Here is a 17,779-nt window from a genome sequence, read left to right as displayed (position 1 = left end):
GTTCTCGATGAGCCGTGTGAGTATCGAAACCCATGAGGCATGGGTCGAGTTTCCGATCTTCGACGCCAAGTCGCGATCGCTGAAGAAGGCGTTCCTCGGCAAGGCGGGCGGCGCGATCGGGCGCAACAGCTCCGATGTGGTGGTGGTCGAGGCGCTGCGCGACATCAACCTGTCGCTCAAAGAGGGCGACCGGGTCGGCCTGGTCGGGCACAACGGCGCGGGCAAGTCGACGCTGCTTCGCCTGCTGTCGGGCATCTACGAACCCTCGCGCGGCAGTGCGCGCATCCGCGGCCGGGTGGCCCCGGTGTTCGACCTCGGCGTCGGCATGGACCCGGAGATCTCCGGCTACGAGAACATCATCATCCGCGGCCTGTTCCTCGGGCAGACACGCAAGCAGATGATGGCCAAGATCGACGAGATCGCCGACTTCACCGAACTGGGCGAATACCTGTCGATGCCGCTGCGCACCTACTCGACGGGCATGCGGGTGCGGCTGGCGATGGGCGTGGTGACCTCGATCGACCCCGAGATCCTGCTGCTCGACGAGGGCATCGGCGCGGTCGACGCGGAGTTCATGAAGAAGGCCCGCACGCGGCTGCAGTCGCTGGTCGCGCGGTCGGGCATCCTGGTGTTCGCCAGCCATTCCAATGAATTCCTCGCCCAGCTCTGCGATACCGCGATGTGGATCGACCACGGTCAGATCCGCGAACAAGGCGGGATCGAGGACGTTGTGCGAGCGTATGAAGGGCCCGAGGCGGGTAATCACGTGGCACAGGTGCTGCGCGATCTGGAAACCGAGAGCGCTGTCGACGCGGCGGGCGAGAAGAAGCTGGAGCAGAATCAGGTATGAGCGGTCAACGTGACGAGGCTGCCCCGGCTGCCGTGCCGGGTGGGTTCAGCATGACCGACCGACTAGAGGCGACTCCGGCACCCGTCGAACCTGCCGCCGTGCTGCCCGCGGAGGCCGTGGTGCTGGCCGACGACGCGGAGCTGCCCGCCGGCGCCGAACCCGCCGACATCACGACCGAGACCGGCCCCACCGCGCGGATCATCGCGGTGGTCGTCACGCACAAGCGCCGCGAGCTGCTCGCCGAATCGCTGAAAGTGCTTGCCTCGCAGTCACGTCCGGTCGACCATCTGATCGTCGTCGACAACGCCAACGAGGACGCGGTGGCCGAGCTGGTCGCACAGCAGCCGATCGAGGCCACCTACCTGGGTTCACGCCACAACCTCGGCGGCGCGGGCGGTTTCGCGCTCGGCATGCTGCACGCGCTCACCCAGGGCGCGGATTGGGTGTGGCTGGCCGATGACGACGGTCGCCCCGACGGGCCCGAAGTGCTTGCGACACTGATCGATTGCGCGCGCAGACACAACCTGGTCGAGGTGTCGCCGGTGGTCTGCGATATCGATGAACCGGACCGTCTCGCGTTCCCGCTGCGCCGCGGTGTGGTGTGGCGGCGACTGCGTTCGGAGCTCGGTGACGAGGACTTCCTGCCCGGCATCGCCTCGCTGTTCAACGGTGCGCTGATCTCGGCGAAGGCCGTGGATCTGATCGGTGTGCCCGACCTGCGGCTGTTCGTGCGTGGTGACGAGGTGGAGGTGCACCGCCGCCTGGTCCGCTCCGGGCTGCCGTTCGGCACCTGTCTGCAAACCGCCTACCTGCATCCCAACGGCGCCGAGGAATTCAAGCCGATCCTGGGCGGGCGGATGCACACCCAGTACCCGGACGACCCGGTGAAGCGCTACTTCACCTACCGCAACCGCGGTTACCTGATGTCGCAGCCCGGTATGCGCAAGCTCTTGCCGCAGGAGTGGATTCGATTCTCCTGGTTCTTCCTGGTGACCCGACGCGACCCGGCCGGGCTCAAGGAATGGTTCCGGTTGCGCTCACTGGGCCGCAACGAACACTTCGGCAAGCCGGACTAGCCCCCGAAAATAGGGGGTAGTTCCCTATGGCAGCAATCGGCCGTTCGGTCTTACGATGCGAAACGTGACCTTCGCAAAGAATTTCGCATCCGCCGCGGCGACCGTGCTCGCCGGCGCCGCGCTCTGTCTCGCCGCACCCGGCACCGCTCAGGCGGACGACACCTGCCAGCTCGGCTGGTCCAACGTCGGCCCGCGCTCCTGCGTGATGAACGAAGTCAGGACCGCGCCGGTGGCGACCCTGGGCAACGGCATCTGCGTCGGCATCCTGAACGTGGCGGGCACCGCGTTCGACGGACCGCTCAATTCCCCGAGCGTGGCCCCCGGCGCCACCCACAGCATCGCCCTGCGCGTCTCGCAGGGCTTCTCCCCACTCGGCAACTGGGCACCCACCGTACTGGCGTGCGATGTGAACGTTGTCATCGACTGGAAGAACCTGGACAGCGGCGCCACCGGCTCGGTGACCCGCTTCATCCCGGCCACCAGCACCAGCACCTACCCGGTCCAGGACGTGATCGCGAACACCGGCCCCGGTCGGGTCCAGGTCACGGTCCGCACCGACAAGCCCAACATCCCCCAGTCGACCGAAGTCTTCGTGCCGTAACCCCTGAGTACGGGACAGGAGTGCCGTCGCCGGACAGCACACGGAAAATGGGTTGCTGGGCGTTGGTGTGGTGGGGCAGAGTTGGCGTTCGAACGTTGGAGAGGAGGTGGATGTCCGTGAGTACACGCGTGTGGATTGCCGTGGCCGGGCGGCGTGATTGTGCGCCTGCCCAGGTTGCTCCGGACATCACCTCTGCTCGCTGAATCCGTCGTCCGGGTTCGGCACCCGACGAAGGATTCCCCATCATGGTCGACTACGACCTGCTTGTCCCTTACGGCTGGACCGAAGCCGTAGGTGCTGAATATCTGCCGCTGCTCGGCGACCTCGCACCCGCCCGCATCGTTCGGATGGACCGCAGCGAATGCGATGTGGTCACGCCGAGCGGGCCTGCGCGAGCCTCCTGCCCGCGCGACATCACCGGACTGTGTACCGGCGACTGGGTCGGGCTCGATGCCGAAGGCACTGTGCGGCAACTGCTCCCCCGGCGCTCGGCGATCATGCGATCGTCGGTGTCCGGGCGCTCGGTGGCTCAGGTGCTGGCCACCAATGTGGATACCGTGCTGATTTGTTCGGCTGCCGACGGCGATGTCGACCTGGGGCGGATCGAGCGGATGCTCGCGCTGGCGTGGGAGAGCAACGCTCAACCCGTTGTGGTGCTGACGAAAGCCGATGCGGCGGATTATCTTCCGCTCGACGAAGTGCGTGCGGTCGCGCCCGGCGCAACGGTTGTCGCCGTGAGTGCCGCCGCCGCGGTCGGTCTCGAGGTTCTCACCGCGGTGCTCGACGGCACGGTCGCCCTGATCGGACCTTCCGGGGCGGGCAAGTCCACCCTCGCCAACGCACTACTCGGCGCAGAAGTGTTCGCCACCAATGCCGTTCGCGCGGTGGACGGCAAGGGTCGGCACACCACCGTGCATCGTGAACTGCGGCCGCTCCCCGGCGGCGGCACCCTCATCGACACCCCCGGCCTGCGCGGGATCGGCCTCTACGACGCCGCCGACGGCATCGGCAAGACCTTCAGCGACATCGAATCCCTCGCCGCTGATTGCCGTTTCGCCGACTGCGCCCACGAGACCGAACCCGGCTGCGCGGTCCAGGCCGCCCTCGCCGACGGCACCATCACCGAACGCAGGCTGACCAGCTATCGCAAGCTGGCCAAGGAGAACGAGTGGATGGCCGCCCGCACCGACAAACGCCTGGCCGCCGAACGCGAACGCGTCTGGCGCGATATCAGCAAACAGCAGCGGCGGAACTACCGCGAACGCGGCCGCCGCTGAACCCGGACAGTCGATCATCAGGCACTCACGCGAACAACGGCCGAGGGCCGAACTGCGTCAGTGCCTGATGATCTCGGACGAAACGGTTCAGCTCGGGTCGATGCCGTACAGGCGCGCCCAGTTCTCTCGACTCGTGAGTTCCGGTACGGCACTGCGGTATTCGGCCTGCAACGCGGGCAGTTCCTTGCGGAGTTTGCGCAGGGTGCGGTAGGCGCGAATCAGCAGCGCACGAGCACGGGCCTTGTCCCGACGACGTACTCGCACGCCGGACTGGGAAGCATCGGTGACCACCACGTGGTCGAACAGGCCGATGTGCCACCAGTGCGCGTCCTCGCGGGTGACCCCGATGAGGCCGGGCTGGGTGCGGCCGGTCCACTGGGTGATCGCGCGCTTGATCAGCACCAGGTTGGCGCGGCTCGGTTCGCCGCTGGCCCGGCGCACGGAGATGTCGGCGGAGTTCACCGGCGGGGTTGCCGCGGGGTGCTTGATGGTTTCGGGGTAGTCGTTGCGGGTGCTGCGGGCGGCGGCCAGCGCGTCGATGCCGCCGTCGCGCAACGCCTTCGGGCCCTTCATGAAGTCTTCGATGCCCTGCAAGGTGGTGTGCACGAGGCCGTACTGCATGCCGACGAGGTGCTCGGCGATGTAGCGGAAGAACTCGCGGGTGATCGCCTTGCCGTCGAGATCGGTGTGCAGGGCGCCGACGATGAGCGAGTTACGGGTGGAGAAATAGCGCGCCCAGTCGTCGTAGTCCTTCCAGTAGAAGTCGGCGTGCCAGACGGCGGCGTTGGGCAGCGTGACGGTGACGAAACCGTGCTCGCGCGCACGGATGCCGTACTCGACGTCATCCCACTGGAAGAAGATCGGCACCGGCAGGCCGATCTTGGCGACCACCTCGGCCGGGATCAGGCAGGTCCACCAGGCGTTGTAGCCCGCGTCGACCCGGCGCTCCTGGTTCTTCTTGAGCATGGAGGTGTTGCGCAGCGCCTTGGGCACCTTCTGGCCGTGCTTGAGCTCGTGCAGGTGCACTTCCTCCGCGCCGACATTGAGATAGTCGGGGTTCAGCAGGAACAGCATCTGCGCGCCGACCAGGGTCGGTTCGACGGTCAGGTTGGCGAACGCCTGCAGGCGCAGGACGGTCTCGGGCTCGCAGAGGATGTCATCGTCCATCAGGATGACGTCGGCGTGCTCGTTGGCCGCCGACACCTCGTACAGGCCACGGGTGAAGCCGCCCGCGCCGCCGAGGTTGGGCTGGCGGATGTAGCGCAGCTTGTCGCCGAAATCGGGACGGACCTGCTGGAACAGCGGACGGTCCTCGACCAGGTCGGTGCCCTGGTCGACGACGTACACCGCATCGATCGCGGCCAGGACGGTCGCGTCCGACGCCAGCGCGGCGACGGTGTGCGCGCAGTCCTCGGCCCGGTTGAAGGTGCAGATCGCGATGGCGACCGGGCGCACCTTCTCGGGCGCCTGCGCGGTCCAGGCGAGCTCGGTGATCGCGAGTTCGCCCCCGACGGCATCGAACTCGAGCCACAGCGCGCCACCGTCGACATACTGATCCAGCGGTGCGGTGAGCGAGACATACCCGCTGCTGGTCGCCACCAGCGAGGCGATGATCCGGCGGTGCCCGGCGATATCGGAGGCGACCAGCCGCACATTGGCTTTCCCGCCGACCGCGAGCTGAGCGCCGACCGACACCTCGGTGACGGTGGTCCAGCGCTGCCAGTAACTGGCGGCGAGCCGGCCGAAGTAGGTGTTGGTGTGCGCGGTCGCACCCTTGGGCAGGTGCAGCGAGTGCCGCTCACGGACCGCGGCACCCCCCTTGACGACGGCATAGAGGTCGTCGCTCACCCGCGCCGACGGCCCGGTGAAGATGCCTCGGGCCAGCACGAGCCGCTCGGGCGCTGAGTGTTCACCCCGCAGCGATGCGGGCGCGGCCTCGCGCCGATCGTTCGATTCGGTCACGGCTTTGGTAGCCGACTGCTCCATGAAGTCCTCGAAATTCTCGGTATCGACTGCGCCGGCGCAGGGAGTCACGGAAAAGTGCGCGTCGCGGCGGGCGGGGCGAGGATATCAATCGCGCGACACCCTCGCGTCCTCAGTGAGGTGTTGCCGCACTCCGCGCGTGTTGCTCATCGCTTGCCGATGAGCCGGTGAAAACGAATTTGCTGTAGGCCCAATAGCGGAATACGACCGCCATGGTCTGGCCGATAACGGTGGCGGAAATGTTGTCCGCCAGCGGTGACGACAGATCGAGCACATAACGGGAAAACCCGAGGCAGCCGAGTTGCAGGAGGATCGCTGCCACATTGACTATCGCGTACAGAAGATATTCCCGACCGGGGCTGTCGGACTTGCGATGGGAGTAGGTCCACCACTTGTTCCCGAAGTAGGTAACCACCGTCGCCACCACGATCGCGATGATCTTGGCGGCCAGCGGGGAGTGATAGAGCACACCTTCGGAGAAGCCGAATCCACCGCCCCAGAACACCAGCAGGTTGTAAGTCCCGGCATCGACGAGAAACCCGATCGCCCCGACAACCAGGAAGGCCGCACCTTGCCGCAACCCCGCCACCACCCTGGACACCAAGGGCACAGCAGGCGGTTCAACTGATTGCGACACGCCCTGACGGTAGCCAACCACCACCCCGACCCTCAGGGAGGGTCTGCCACGCAGTAGCCGGTTCGCCGGTTAACGCCGTTGCGTAGGTGCCGCAGGAGCAAGAACGGTGGCTAACCAGCGGCCCCTCAGGGCCGCGGACACCCGGGCACCAGCCCGGCGATAATCCTGTAGCCTCCCGGTGTCCCACTGCTGCCTAACTCCGAGGATTGACCCGGGTGGACTCCACCGAGCTTCGCATTGCCGCCGTGGTCCCCTGCCACAATGAAGAGGCCGCGGTCGCCAAGGTCGTCGCCGACCTCAAAGCCGCCGTGCCGGGGATCGTCGTCTATGTCTACGACAATCTGAGCACCGACCGCACCGCCGAATGTGCCCGCGAGGCCGGGGCGATCGTGCGCTACGAGAACACCAAGGGCAAGGGCAATGTGGTGCGCCGCGCCTTCGCCGATATCGAAGCCGATGTCTATCTGATGATCGACGGCGACGACACCTACGAGGCGTCGGCCGCTCCGCTGATGATCAAGACGCTGCTCGAGGGCCCCTACGACCACATTCTCGGCGTGCGCAAGCAGGACGACGCCGATGCCAGCGCCTACCGCAGCGGTCACGAGACCGGCAACAAGGTGCTCAACGGCGTGGTCGGCAAGGTCTTCGGCGAGAACGTCGAAGACATGTTGAGCGGGTTCCGGGTGTTCTCGCGCCGGTTCGTGAAGAGCTTCCCCGCCGTGTCGCGGGAATTCGAGATCGAGACCGAACTGACCGTGCATTCGCTGCACCTGCGCGTGCCGCGGACCTCGGTACAGGTCGGGTTCCGCGACCGCCCCGCGGGCAGCGAATCCAAACTGCGCACCTACCGCGACGGCACCAAGATCCTCGCGCTGATCCTCGGCCTGGCCCGCCACGAACGCCCCGTCGCGTTCTACGGCCTGTTCGGCACCCTGTCCTGGCTGATCTCGGTCATCCTCACCGTGCCGATCGTGATCGAGTTCTACAACACCCACGAGGTGCCGCGGTTCCCGACGCTGTTCCTGGCCTTCACGCTGCTGCTGCTCGGCAGCCTCGCCTGGACCGCGGGCGTGATTCTCGACGGCATCCGCCGCTCGCGCCATGAGACGGCGCGGCTGGTCTACCTGCGTTACACGGCCGCCGGGGTGAGCGAGGACGTCGCGGCCGGAGAGCGTCGGTGACCACCACTACTGAGCCGGAGACGACTGTCGAGCTCAGTAAAACCCCCGCGCGTAAAGATCGGGCGCTGGCGCCGGTGCGCGCGCTGACCCGGCGCTTCGGCGCCGCGACGGTGGCGTTCGCGATGGTCGCGACCGTGTTCGGTGCCGTATTCGCCGTGCTCACCCCCGCCTTCTGGGGCCACGACGAGATCACCCAGTTCGGCCGCGCCTACCAGGTCGCGCACGGCGGAGTGTTCCCGCAGCGCATCGTCGACGATCGTGGTGTGGCCTACGGCGGGCAGATTCCGGTCAGCGTCGACGCGCTGATGGGCTACGCGTTCCGCGACTACAACGACAACCCCGACGAGCCCGACGCGATGGTGGCCGACCCCGGTGCCTACGACCGGCTCGGCTCGGCCGAGATCACCTCGGCGACGCGGCAGATGTGGTTCACCAACACGGCCGCCTACTCGCCGGTGCCGTATGTGCCCGCGGCCGTTGGCATTCGGCTGGGCGAGGCGCTCGGCCTCAACGTCGGTGGCATGTATCTGCTGTCCCGGTTCGCCGGGCTGGTGGCCTATCTGGCGGTTGTCGGATTCGGGCTCTACGCGCTGCGCGAGCGGCGTAGCCAGTGGCTGGTATTCACCGTCGCGGTGCTGCCGATCGCGCTGTTCCAGGCGGGCACCGTCACCGCGGACACACTCACCAACGCACTCGCCATCATGGTCTCGGCGCTGCTGCTGAAAGCGCTGTTCGTCGGTGATCGATTGCGCCCGGTGGAAACCGCCGCGCTGCTCGCCGCCACGATCGCGCTGCCGCTGAGTAAGCCGACCTATGTGCTGCTGGCGATGCTCGTTGTGGTGGTGCCCGCCGACCGCCTCGGTTTCGCCGGAAAACTGAAATTCGTCCCGTGGGCATTCGCGGTGACGGGTGGAGTACTTTTTCTCGCTTGGACGAAGATCGCGGCGCCGACCGGCGAGGGCATGGGCCTGATGCGCCCGCCGCATCAGTGGGGCCAGGTGCGCCCCGGCGATCAGCTGAAGGGAATCCTCAGCGATCCCGTGCAATTCGTGCACGTCTTCGGCGAGAGCATCGCGCTGCGCGATCATCGCTGGTTCAACCAGTTCTTCGGTGAACTCGGTTTCGCGTATGTGGACGTGCCCGCGATCTCGATGCTGGCGTGCCTGCTCGCCTTCGCGGTGAGTTTCGGCATCATCGACCGAATGAGTACTGCCACAGCCACTTTCCGTCGGACACTGATCGTGACGCTGACGGTGCTCGCGAGTGTGGCGATGATCTACGTGACGCTGTACATGTCGTTCACGCCGGTCGATTTCTATCTCATCGACGGTGTGCAGGGCCGGTATTTCGTGCCGCTGGCGATCATGGGGCTGGCCGTGCTCGCCCGGATCGTGCCGCTGCGGCTGACGAACTCCGAGGGCGTAATTCCGACCCGAGGGACGGCGATCACTGTCACTTGCGCATCGACTTTCGCGTTGATCGCCACTGCCGCAACGTATTACACCGTCGTCTGGGGATAATTCCCCAGACGACGGCGGGGATTACAGCGTCTTTTCGCCCGCGGCCGCGTAAGCGCGCTCGGTATCGGCCTTTTTCGGTCGCCACCAGTTCTCGTTGTCGCGGTACCAAGCGACGGTGTCGGCCAGGCCGGCCCGGAAGTCCGCGTAGCGCGGTGACCAGCCGAGTTCCTCGCGCAGCAGGCTCGCGTCGATGGCGTAGCGCTGGTCGTGGCCGGGGCGGTCCGTCACGTGGTCGAAGTCGGTGGGCTCGCGATCGAACGCTTGCAGGATGAGCTGGACGACAGTCAGATTATCGAGTTCGCCCTGGGCGCCGATGAGATAAGTCTGGCCCGTGCGGCCGCGCTCGAGAATGTTCCAGACCGCACGATTGTGGTCGTCGACGTGAATCCAGTCGCGCACCTGATGACCGGCGCCGTACAGACGCGGGCGCACACCGTCGATCAGATTGGTGATCTGGCGGGGGATGAATTTCTCCACGTGCTGGTACGGGCCGTAGTTGTTGGAGCAGTTCGACAGGGTGGCGCGGACACCGAAAGACCTGGTCCAGGCGCGGACCAGCATGTCGCTGCCCGCTTTGGTCGCCGAATACGGGCTCGACGGGTTGTAAGCGGTGGATTCGGTGAAACCCGGCTCGTCAGGAGTGAGGTCGCCGTACACCTCGTCGGTGGAGACGTGGTGGTAGCGCACATCGTGGCGGCGCACGGCTTGCAGCAGCGAGTAGGTGCCGATGATGTTGGTCTGCACGAACGGCCATGGCTCGGCCAGGGAGTTGTCATTGTGGGATTCGGCCGCGAAATGCACGACCGCGTCCACCCCGCTGACCAGGCTGTCGACCAGATCGAGATCGGCGATATCGCCGTGCACGAATTCGATCCGGTCCGCGACCTGGTCCAGCGACGCCCGGTTGCCCGCGTAAGTGAGCGCGTCGAGCACGGTCACTTGGACATCCGGGCGCGTGGCCACGGTCTGCTGGACGAAATTTGCACCGATGAACCCGGCCCCGCCGGTTACGAGCACTCGCACTCGGTCAACGATACGTGCATTCCGCAGGCCTTCGGGACCGAAGCGCCACCGTTATGCGTTGTCAGAACGACTCCGACTTGTGACGCGGCATATATTTATGCCGTGATCTACGTCACACTACCCCTGGGTAGGTTAAGAGTCGGGGTTGTTTTTCCTGAGAAAAACCCCGCTCAACACTCAGGTTTCTATCGGCGCACTGACATCGGGGTATCAATGGTGAACATAACTTGAACTAACAGTCACAGCAGGTTCACCTCCGGTTAGCTGCGAGCGCTTTTGATCTACGAGTCCCCTCCGCACGCTCCAACTTTGAGGTTCACCGAAAATGCTGATGAGGAAATTCGCCGCCACTTCGGCGCTGCTGATCGCTGCCATGGGCGTTGCCGCCGGCACCGCCCACGCCGAGCCGGCCGCCGCCGCTCCGCTGCCCGTCAACCTGTCCTACGAGATCGACGACAAGGCAGGCACGGTCAAGCTCACCGCCGATTCCGGTTCGCTCGTCGCCGAGAACGGCAAGCTGACGGTCAAGGCGAACGACGGCACCGTGATGGCAGGCATTCCGCTCGCCGCGCAGGTTTTCGACCACGAGTTCCCGGTTGCCGCGCAGGTCGCTGATGCCCGCACCGTGACGCTGACCCCGCAGCTCGACGAGCAGCACGCCGTCTACAAGCCGGTTGCCCTGCCCTTCGAGGGCCAGGCCGAGTTCAAGAACGAGTACGAGCGCGAGAAGGCCGCCTACTCCCGCATGAAGGACAACATCGGCCTGGCCGCCACCGTGGCCGGTCTGACCACCACCGTCATCGGCGGCCTCATCGGCTGCGTCGGCGGCGCTGCTCTCGGCACTGCGGCTTCCGCTCCGGTTGCCTTCCTGCTCGGTGCCGGTCCGGTCGTCGGCTGCATCGTCGGCGCTGCCGCGGGTGCGTCCTTCCTCGGCATTGTCGGCACCATCGCGATCACCGTCCCGGTCGCGATTGTCGAGGTCGTCAACTACTTCGGGATCATCAACTCCCCCTTCGTTCCCCCGGCCAAGAAGTAAGGCTCTCGGCACGTAGGACAGCAGGAAGCGGCCCCACCCGGAGTAATCCGAGCGGGGCCGCTTCGGCGTTTCCCGACCAGGGGCCCAGGGGCCTACGACACCGCAGGCCCCCCGGCCCGAGTCGGCTCGTCCGGCCGATCGCGATCAGGACCGTCCGAGCCGGTTCGGTGGTCTATGCCGTCCGCGCCCGCTGGGCCGGTTCCACCGCGGCGCGAACGAACTTCGCCACCCGGCCCAGCGCCGAACGACTCTCCGGCATGCTCGGCAGGATGCTCATGAACGCGTGCACCTGCCCACGCCACAGCTCCAGAGTGTTGGGCACGCCGGCCGCGGTGAGCCGATGGACCATCAGTTCACAGTCGTAGCGCAGCAGTTCGTCCTCGGCCGCGATGAGCAGGACCGGCGGCAGCCCGGCCAGATCGGCATTCACCGGCGACAACGCGGGATCGAGCGGACCGTCGTGCTCGGCGCCGAGCCGCACGACCGCCTCCAGACCAGAGAGCGGGATATAGGCATCCCGGCTGACGTTCACATACCCCTGCTTCGCCCGGTAATCCAGATCGAGCAGCGGACTCAGCCCGACGAGGGCGGCGGGCAGCGGCAGCCCGATGTCCCGAGCCCGCAGCGCGGTCGCGAAGGTCAGGAACCCACCGGCCGAATCTCCGGCGAACACAATGCGTGACGGATCGGCGCCGTGACGCAGCAGCCAGCGGTAGGCGAGCACACAGTCGTCGATCGAGGTGTCGATCGATTCACCGGGCAGCTGCCGGTATTCGACATTGAGGACAGGCAGCCCGGTGCGCCTGGCCAGCCCCGCCACGACCGCGCGGTGGGTCTGCAACCCGCAGACCGCGAATCCGCCGCCGTGCATGTACAGCACCGCGCCGTGGCGCAGCGCGCGTGAGCCGCCCGCGGGCCGCACCATCTCCATCCGGAACCCGCCGAGCTGGATCTGCTCGCGTTCGATGCCGTGCGGTTCGGGCCGCAGCCGCGAGAGCAGGTCGACCGCGGCGGCGCCGACCGGAATGGTGGCCCGGTTGATGGGCACGGTGCGCAGCAGCGGTCCGATCAGGCCGAGGCAGGCGCCCATCAGGACTCGCGAGGAGGTGCTGGTCCGGCCGGAGTTGACGACGATGCTCGGTTCCGGCCCACTCGAGGTGCTGATCGGTGCCACGGGCGCAAGCCCACCCATCACGCCGGTGATCTTCGTGGTTACCATCGCGCACCTACCTCACAGCTGGCGCGTCGACCCCTGACCAGGCGTAAACCCCCGGATCGGATGTCGGCGCTGACATCTAACTCAGTGATGTTTCACACATCGACGCTCACATAATCAGATGAACGCCACGTCTGTACCAGTTATCGCCCGACACGCCAGGTCACGAAACGTTCGTGACCAATTCGTCGACGTGTCGGAACCTCCCCGTCTCCACGGAGGACGGGACTGGCAGACTTGCCACCTATGCGCGGAATCATCTTGGCGGGCGGCACCGGCTCACGGTTGCACCCGATCACGCGCGGGGTGAGCAAGCAGCTCGTCCCGGTCTACGACAAACCCATGGTCTACTACCCGCTGTCCACCCTCATGCTGGCAGGGATCGACGACATTCTGGTGATCACCACGCCGGAGGACGCCGACGCGTTTTCCCGGTTGCTGGGCGACGGCAGCCAGTTCGGCGTCGCGATCAGCTATGTGGTGCAGCCCGAACCCGACGGCCTCGCGCGTGCCTTCGTCCTCGGGGCCGACCACATCGGCTCCGAACCGGCGGCGCTGGTCCTCGGCGACAACATCTTCCACGGGCCCGGTCTCGGCGCCAGCCTGGAACGCTTCCACGACATCGACGGCGGCGCGGTATTCGCCTACTGGGTGAAGGACCCGACCGCCTACGGCGTGGTGGAGTTCGATCAGGGCCGCGCGGTCTCCATCGAGGAGAAGCCGAAGGTCCCGCGCTCGAACTACGCCATCCCCGGCCTCTATTTCTATGACAACGACGTGGTCGAGATCGCCCGCGAGCTGCGCCCGTCGGCACGCGGGGAGTACGAGATCACCGACATCAACCGCGCCTACCTCGAGCAGAACCGGCTCAGCGTCGACGTGCTGGCCCGCGGCACCGCCTGGCTCGACACCGGCACCTTCGACTCCCTGCTCGATGCCGCCAATTACGTGCGCACCATCGAGGAACGTCAGGGCCTCAAGATCGGCGTGCCGGAGGAAGTGGCGTGGCGACGCGGGCTGATCTCCGACGAACAGCTGTGCAAGCTCGCCGAACCGATGGTGCGCTCGGGCTACGGCCGCTACCTGCTCGACCTGATCGACCGCGGAAAAGACTGGTAACGCATGGAGTTTCGTGAACTGGCGATCCCCGGCGCCTGGGTGGTGACGCCGCGCCTGCTCGGCGACGACCGCGGGATGTTCTGTGAGTCGTTCAAGGCCTCGGAGTTCGAGAAGGCCACCGGGCGCCCGTTCGAGCTGCACCAGGTGAACACCTCGGTCTCGGCGGCGGGTGTACTGCGCGGGATCCACTACACCGACGATCCGCCCGGTCAGGCCAAGTATGTGACCTGTGTGCGTGGAGCGTTCCTCGACGTGGTGGTCGACCTGCGGCCCGGCTCGCCCACCTACGGCCGGTGGGACAGCGTGCTGCTCGATGACGTATCGCGCCGCTCGGTATTCCTGTCCGAGGGCCTCGGCCACGCCATCCTCTCGCTGGAGAACCGTTCCACGGTGACCTACCTGTGCTCGCTCGAGTACTCCCCCGAATTCGACAGGGACATGGACGCTTTCGATCCGCGCCTCGGTATCGCATGGCCGACCGAGGGCCGCGACGGTCGCCCGCTGACCTACGTTCGCTCGGCGAAAGATGAAGCAGCGCCCAAGTTTTCTGCTTGATTCACGTGAAACGCGTAACGGCACCACCTAGATGAGGTGGTGCCGTTACGCGTTATCCGATCAGGCGACCGGTTCGAGAACCTTCGCCTCGACGACCGGTGCGTCCTGGGCCTGCTTGCGGAACCGGGGCAGGAACACCGTGAGCGCGACCAGTGCGCCGACGATGGTGACGCCCGCCGCGAACTCGAGGCCCGGCCGGTAGGTGTCGAGCATCTGCTGCGGGGTGGCGCCCGCAGCGTGCCCACCGGAGGTGACGATGGCGGTGGTCACCGCGAGCACGATGGCCGCGCCGACCTGCATCGAGGTTTGCAGCACGCCTGCCGCCAGACCCTGCTCGTCGTCGTCGATACCGCTGGTGGCCTGCACATTGATGGCCGGGAACCCGACCCAGCCGATGCCGATCAGCAAGATGGCGGGCAGCAGCATGGTGAAGTAGCCGGGCGCGGTGTCGAGCCGCAGGAACAGCAGGTAGCCGATGGCCATCACGCTCAGGGTGACCGCGATGACCGGCCCGGTGCCGAAACGGTCGATCAGCTTCTCCGAGAAGAACGCGGACCCGACAACCATGATGCCAACCGGGAGCAGCGCCATCGCCAGCTTCAGCGCCGACCATTCCAGGGTGTCCTGCATGTACAGGGTCACGATGAACTGCCAGGAGAAGTACGAACCGGCGACCGCGACGATGGCCAGGCTGGCCCGCACGAGCGAGGCCTTACGCAGGATGCCGAGGCGAACCAGCGGGTGCTTCACGCGCTGCTCGGTGATGACGAACGCGGCGAAAAGGGCGATCACGGCGACGAACGAACCGATGGTGCGGCCCGAGGCCCAACCGACTTCCGGCGCGGTGACCACGGTGTAGACCAGCAACAACATGCCTGCCGTCGACAAGAGCGCGCCGAGTAGATCGTGTCCGCCTTCTTCTGCCTTACCGTCCTTGGGCACCAGCGCGAACGCGGCGATCAGGGCAGCGACGGCGATCGGGACGGGCAGCAGGAAGGTCCAGCGCCAGCCGACGCCGGTCATCAGGCCACCGAACAGCAGGCCCATGGAGTAGCCGCCCGCGCCGAAGACGGTGTAGATCGACAGCGCCTTGTTGCGCGCTTTTCCTTCGGCGAAGGTGGTGGTGATGATCGACAGACCGGTCGGCGCGGTGAACGCGGCGGCCAGGCCCTTGATGAAACGGGTGGCGATCAGTAGGGCGGGGTCGCTCACCAAGCCGCCGACCAGTGAGGCGACGGCGAACACCGCGAGTGCGATGAGGAAGACCTTGCGGCGTCCGAGCAGGTCGGCGGTGCGTCCGCCCAGCAGCAGCAGGCCGCCGTAGCCGAGGATGTAGCCGCTGACGAGCCACTGCAGGGTGGAGGTGGACAGATCGAGTTCGGCGCCGATGGACGGCAGCGCGACGCCGATCATCGAAACGTCGAGGCCGTCGAGGAAAAGGACGATGCACAGAGTGATCAGCATGCCCCAGAGCCGGAGGGGCCACCTGGTGGGATCGGTCGCCTGATCTGCGGCCGAAAGCGTTGCTGGCGAAGTCATGCGGAGGACATTACATGCGCACGCATTAATTGCCAACACATAAAATGCCGTTGCATGAAGATGCATGGACCACTACTATGGGGCCATGTCGAACCCGGCCGTAACGTCAGCTCGGCGCAATGAAGCGCCCACCGAGCTGGTCGGTCAGTGGCGTGAACTACTCGGCAGGCATGCCGCGGTGAGTTGCGCGCTGGAGAAGGCGCTCCACAGGGACCACGAGATCGGCCTCAGCGAATTCGAAACGCTGGACCGACTGGTCGACGCGGCGTGTCAGAAGTACCGCATGACAGAGCTCGCCCAAGACATCTACCTGAGCCAGAGCGCGCTGTCGCGCGCCGTGGCCCGGCTGGAACGCGACGGCCTGGTCGAACGCAGCATGTGCGATCTCGACCGTCGCGCCATCTTCGTCCAGCTCACCGACAAGGGCAGGGAGGTCTACGACCGAGCCCTGCCCACCCACCGTTCGGTGCTCGCCGGTTCGTGGGACAGCCCTACAACGTGCCCGTAGCCGCCGTGGTGATATCGGCGAAAGCGCCGCGGTAGCGGTCGAATTCGACCGGTTTGTCCAGATAACTGCTGCCCGCGAGGGTTTCCACATAGACCACCGGCGGCTCCGGTCGATCCACCGAATCGTCGACCCCGAAATCCAGGATCACGAACCGGCCCGATTCGAGACCGGCGTGATAGCCGCAATCGCCGGGAACCACCTGGATACGCACCGTTTCACGCTCGGCCAGCTCCCGTAATCGCGCGAGCTGGCCCGCGCGCACACGGTCGTCACCGATGCACCGGGTGAGCACCGACTCGGCCAGCACCACGTCCAGCCGCAACGGGGTGTCGGCCCTGGTGACCAGGGCCTGTCTGGCCGCCAATACCCGCAACCTGCGCTCGAGCCCTGCCTCGGTCAGGTCGGGAATCGTCCGCTCGAGCAGCGCCTTCGCGTAGTCGGCGGTCTGCAACAGTGCCGGGACCACGCCGTCCGCGTAGAGCGAGAGCCCCGACGCGGCTTCCTCGAGACCGATGTAGACCTCGAATCCCTCCGCGATCACGTCGCCGTAGCTCGTCCACCAACCCCTGGCTTTGGTTTCGCGAGCCAAGGCGGCCAGCGGTTCGACCAGGTCGGCCGGCGCGCCGTACACCTTGCACATGGCCTCGACGTCGAGGCTGCGCAACGACGTCTGCCCCGTTTCGATCCGCCAGATCTTCGCTTCCGACCACTCCAGTTGCGCCGCCGCGGTTCTCGTTGTCATCCGCGCACGATTGCGCAGGTCACGCAAGTGCCTGCCCAGCTGCCTGCGCGGCATCGTGGAACCCGTGACGCCCTGTGGTGAAGCCATACTTCCCCCCTGTATCCGAACTCCGGTCTCCGGACAGAACTTTCGGAGACCGCCCTACGCAGCCGACATCTCGTCGGATCTGCGTACGGATTGTTTCACAATGAATCGGACACTGCGCAAGACCTATTTTTTCTTGCGGAACCGCCAGAACTGCACCGCTCGAACGTCTTCGGAGAGCTGGTTCACCGGCTCGGCGACATCGGACAGGGCCTGGAACAGGCCATCTGCCAGTTCACTGATGTGTTCCACGCGACCGGCCAACCGGGCGGTGTTGTCGGCGAATTCGAGCATCAGCCGGACAGCGGCGGCGATGGTGAGGCCCAGCGGGACGGCCACCAGCGCGGCGAGCACGCCGAGGACGGCGGAGGCCTTCCACATCAGCACCGTGAACGCGATCGGCAGGCCGACGCCGAAGGAAGCGACGCTCAAAACGTAGGCCAGCGGCAGCAATGTCCTGGTCGCGGGCCTGCGGAACTGGATATCGAGCAGGGACCGGGCCGCCTCGGCGGCCCACTGTTTGGCGGAACCGGTACTGCGGAACGGCTCTTCGAACCCCGCGTCGCGCGCCAAGTCCGCTTGGTGGGAACCTTCAGCTGCTCGACCCGACCGCGTCCCGCCTGCCTGTTTCCAAGAGAGCCAGCGTGATTCGGCGTCGAATTCCTCGGCGTCCTCGTCATTCGGCTCAGGGGTGCCCGGCGCTTCGGTCATGTCCCAAATCCTGCCCGCTTTCGCACCCCGTCGCCAACCTGGGCGGCACCTTACCCGTGATAGCGACGCTTCCTGGACTGAGACGAATCAGACACTCTCGAATATTTTTCGAGAACGG

Annotated in this window: 17 protein-coding genes; 10 read left to right on the top strand and 7 right to left on the bottom strand. The window is 66.2% G+C overall.

The features are described 5' to 3' along the window. Positions 1 to 7: 7 nt before the first annotated feature. The 4 genes from ACFXKN_RS10020 (at position 8) to rsgA (ending at position 3,804) form a co-directional block, all read left to right on the top strand. On the top strand, positions 8 to 850 hold the full coding sequence (locus tag ACFXKN_RS10020) for an ABC transporter ATP-binding protein (protein ID WP_378946625.1): 843 nt from the start codon (positions 8 to 10) through the stop codon (positions 848 to 850). Beyond that, a complete protein-coding gene (locus tag ACFXKN_RS10015; RefSeq protein ID WP_378946630.1) occupies positions 847 to 1,926 on the top strand; it encodes a glycosyltransferase in 1,080 nt (359 codons plus the stop codon). The genes ACFXKN_RS10020 and ACFXKN_RS10015 overlap by 4 nt, the downstream gene beginning before the upstream one ends. A gap of 64 nt (positions 1,927 to 1,990) precedes the next feature. Then, on the top strand, positions 1,991 to 2,527 hold the full coding sequence (locus ACFXKN_RS10010; RefSeq protein ID WP_378946633.1) for a hypothetical protein: 537 nt from the start codon (positions 1,991 to 1,993) through the stop codon (positions 2,525 to 2,527). A 245-nt stretch (positions 2,528 to 2,772) separates the two neighbouring features. Further along, positions 2,773 to 3,804 (top strand): ribosome small subunit-dependent GTPase A, encoded by a 1,032-nt coding sequence (rsgA, locus tag ACFXKN_RS10005; protein WP_379432869.1) that lies wholly within the window; start codon positions 2,773 to 2,775, stop codon positions 3,802 to 3,804. Between the two features lie 87 nt (positions 3,805 to 3,891). Here the strand turns inward: rsgA and ACFXKN_RS10000 are convergent, their stop codons facing one another. Together ACFXKN_RS10000 and ACFXKN_RS09995 are read right to left on the bottom strand one after the other, a co-directional pair. Beyond that, entirely contained in the window at positions 3,892 to 5,790 is a 1,899-nt protein-coding gene (locus ACFXKN_RS10000) for a glycosyltransferase (RefSeq protein WP_378946640.1), read from the bottom strand. 109 nt (positions 5,791 to 5,899) lie between these two features. Beyond that, positions 5,900 to 6,445: a GtrA family protein gene (locus ACFXKN_RS09995; RefSeq protein ID WP_378946643.1), complete on the bottom strand. Its 546-nt coding sequence runs from the start codon at positions 6,443 to 6,445 to the stop codon at positions 5,900 to 5,902. 194 nt (positions 6,446 to 6,639) lie between these two features. Between ACFXKN_RS09995 and ACFXKN_RS09990 the strand changes: the two genes are divergently transcribed. Further along, positions 6,640 to 7,608, top strand: a complete 969-nt coding sequence (locus ACFXKN_RS09990) for a glycosyltransferase family 2 protein (RefSeq protein ID WP_378946646.1) — start codon at positions 6,640 to 6,642, stop codon at positions 7,606 to 7,608. Next, the gene (locus ACFXKN_RS09985) at positions 7,605 to 9,128 is read left to right on the top strand and encodes a DUF2142 domain-containing protein (protein WP_379432868.1); all 1,524 of its coding nucleotides are present in this window, start codon (positions 7,605 to 7,607) and stop codon (positions 9,126 to 9,128) included. Before ACFXKN_RS09990 ends, ACFXKN_RS09985 begins: the two co-directional genes overlap by 4 nt. A 21-nt stretch (positions 9,129 to 9,149) precedes the next feature. Here ACFXKN_RS09985 and rfbB read toward each other — a convergent pair whose 3' ends face one another. Beyond that, on the bottom strand, positions 9,150 to 10,151 hold the full coding sequence (rfbB, locus tag ACFXKN_RS09980; protein WP_379432867.1) for a dTDP-glucose 4,6-dehydratase: 1,002 nt from the start codon (positions 10,149 to 10,151) through the stop codon (positions 9,150 to 9,152). Positions 10,152 to 10,482: 331 nt separating this feature from the next. On the opposite strand from rfbB, the gene ACFXKN_RS09975 reads away from it, so the two are divergent. After that, a complete protein-coding gene (locus tag ACFXKN_RS09975) occupies positions 10,483 to 11,187 on the top strand; it encodes a hypothetical protein (protein ID WP_378946659.1) in 705 nt (234 codons plus the stop codon). Between the two features lie 172 nt (positions 11,188 to 11,359). Here ACFXKN_RS09975 and ACFXKN_RS09970 read toward each other — a convergent pair whose 3' ends face one another. Beyond that, positions 11,360 to 12,406 (bottom strand): alpha/beta hydrolase, encoded by a 1,047-nt coding sequence (locus ACFXKN_RS09970; protein ID WP_378946662.1) that lies wholly within the window; start codon positions 12,404 to 12,406, stop codon positions 11,360 to 11,362. Positions 12,407 to 12,649: 243 nt separating this feature from the next. Between ACFXKN_RS09970 and rfbA the strand changes: the two genes are divergently transcribed. Both rfbA and ACFXKN_RS09960 read left to right on the top strand, forming a co-directional pair. Further along, positions 12,650 to 13,522, top strand: coding sequence for a glucose-1-phosphate thymidylyltransferase RfbA (gene rfbA, locus ACFXKN_RS09965; protein WP_378946665.1), 873 nt, complete (start codon positions 12,650 to 12,652; stop codon positions 13,520 to 13,522). Positions 13,523 to 13,525: 3 nt separating this feature from the next. Next, the gene (locus ACFXKN_RS09960) at positions 13,526 to 14,077 is read left to right on the top strand and encodes a dTDP-4-dehydrorhamnose 3,5-epimerase family protein (RefSeq protein ID WP_378946668.1); all 552 of its coding nucleotides are present in this window, start codon (positions 13,526 to 13,528) and stop codon (positions 14,075 to 14,077) included. A gap of 60 nt (positions 14,078 to 14,137) precedes the next feature. On the opposite strand, the gene ACFXKN_RS09955 is transcribed toward ACFXKN_RS09960, so the two are convergent. Further along, a complete protein-coding gene (locus ACFXKN_RS09955; RefSeq protein WP_379432866.1) occupies positions 14,138 to 15,616 on the bottom strand; it encodes an MFS transporter in 1,479 nt (492 codons plus the stop codon). Positions 15,617 to 15,701: 85 nt separating this feature from the next. Here ACFXKN_RS09955 and ACFXKN_RS09950 point away from each other — a divergent pair, with 85 nt between their 5' ends. After that, positions 15,702 to 16,124: a MarR family winged helix-turn-helix transcriptional regulator gene (locus ACFXKN_RS09950; RefSeq protein ID WP_379432865.1), complete on the top strand. Its 423-nt coding sequence runs from the start codon at positions 15,702 to 15,704 to the stop codon at positions 16,122 to 16,124. Here ACFXKN_RS09950 and ACFXKN_RS09945 read toward each other — a convergent pair. Continuing rightward, positions 16,108 to 16,953 (bottom strand): helix-turn-helix domain-containing protein, encoded by an 846-nt coding sequence (locus tag ACFXKN_RS09945; RefSeq protein WP_378946679.1) that lies wholly within the window; start codon positions 16,951 to 16,953, stop codon positions 16,108 to 16,110. The two genes, ACFXKN_RS09950 and ACFXKN_RS09945, sit on opposite strands and share 17 nt — an antisense overlap. A 123-nt stretch (positions 16,954 to 17,076) precedes the next feature. Then, positions 17,077 to 17,661: a DUF4282 domain-containing protein gene (locus tag ACFXKN_RS09940; protein ID WP_378946684.1), complete on the bottom strand. Its 585-nt coding sequence runs from the start codon at positions 17,659 to 17,661 to the stop codon at positions 17,077 to 17,079. Positions 17,662 to 17,779: the final 118 nt, after the last annotated feature.

The organism is Nocardia sp. NPDC059195, assembly GCF_042754695.1.
In the GTDB taxonomy this organism is placed as follows: domain Bacteria; phylum Actinomycetota; class Actinomycetes; order Mycobacteriales; family Mycobacteriaceae; genus Nocardia.
Note: the sequence above shows the minus strand (reverse complement) of the source record. Positions and strands in the feature narration are given on the sequence as shown.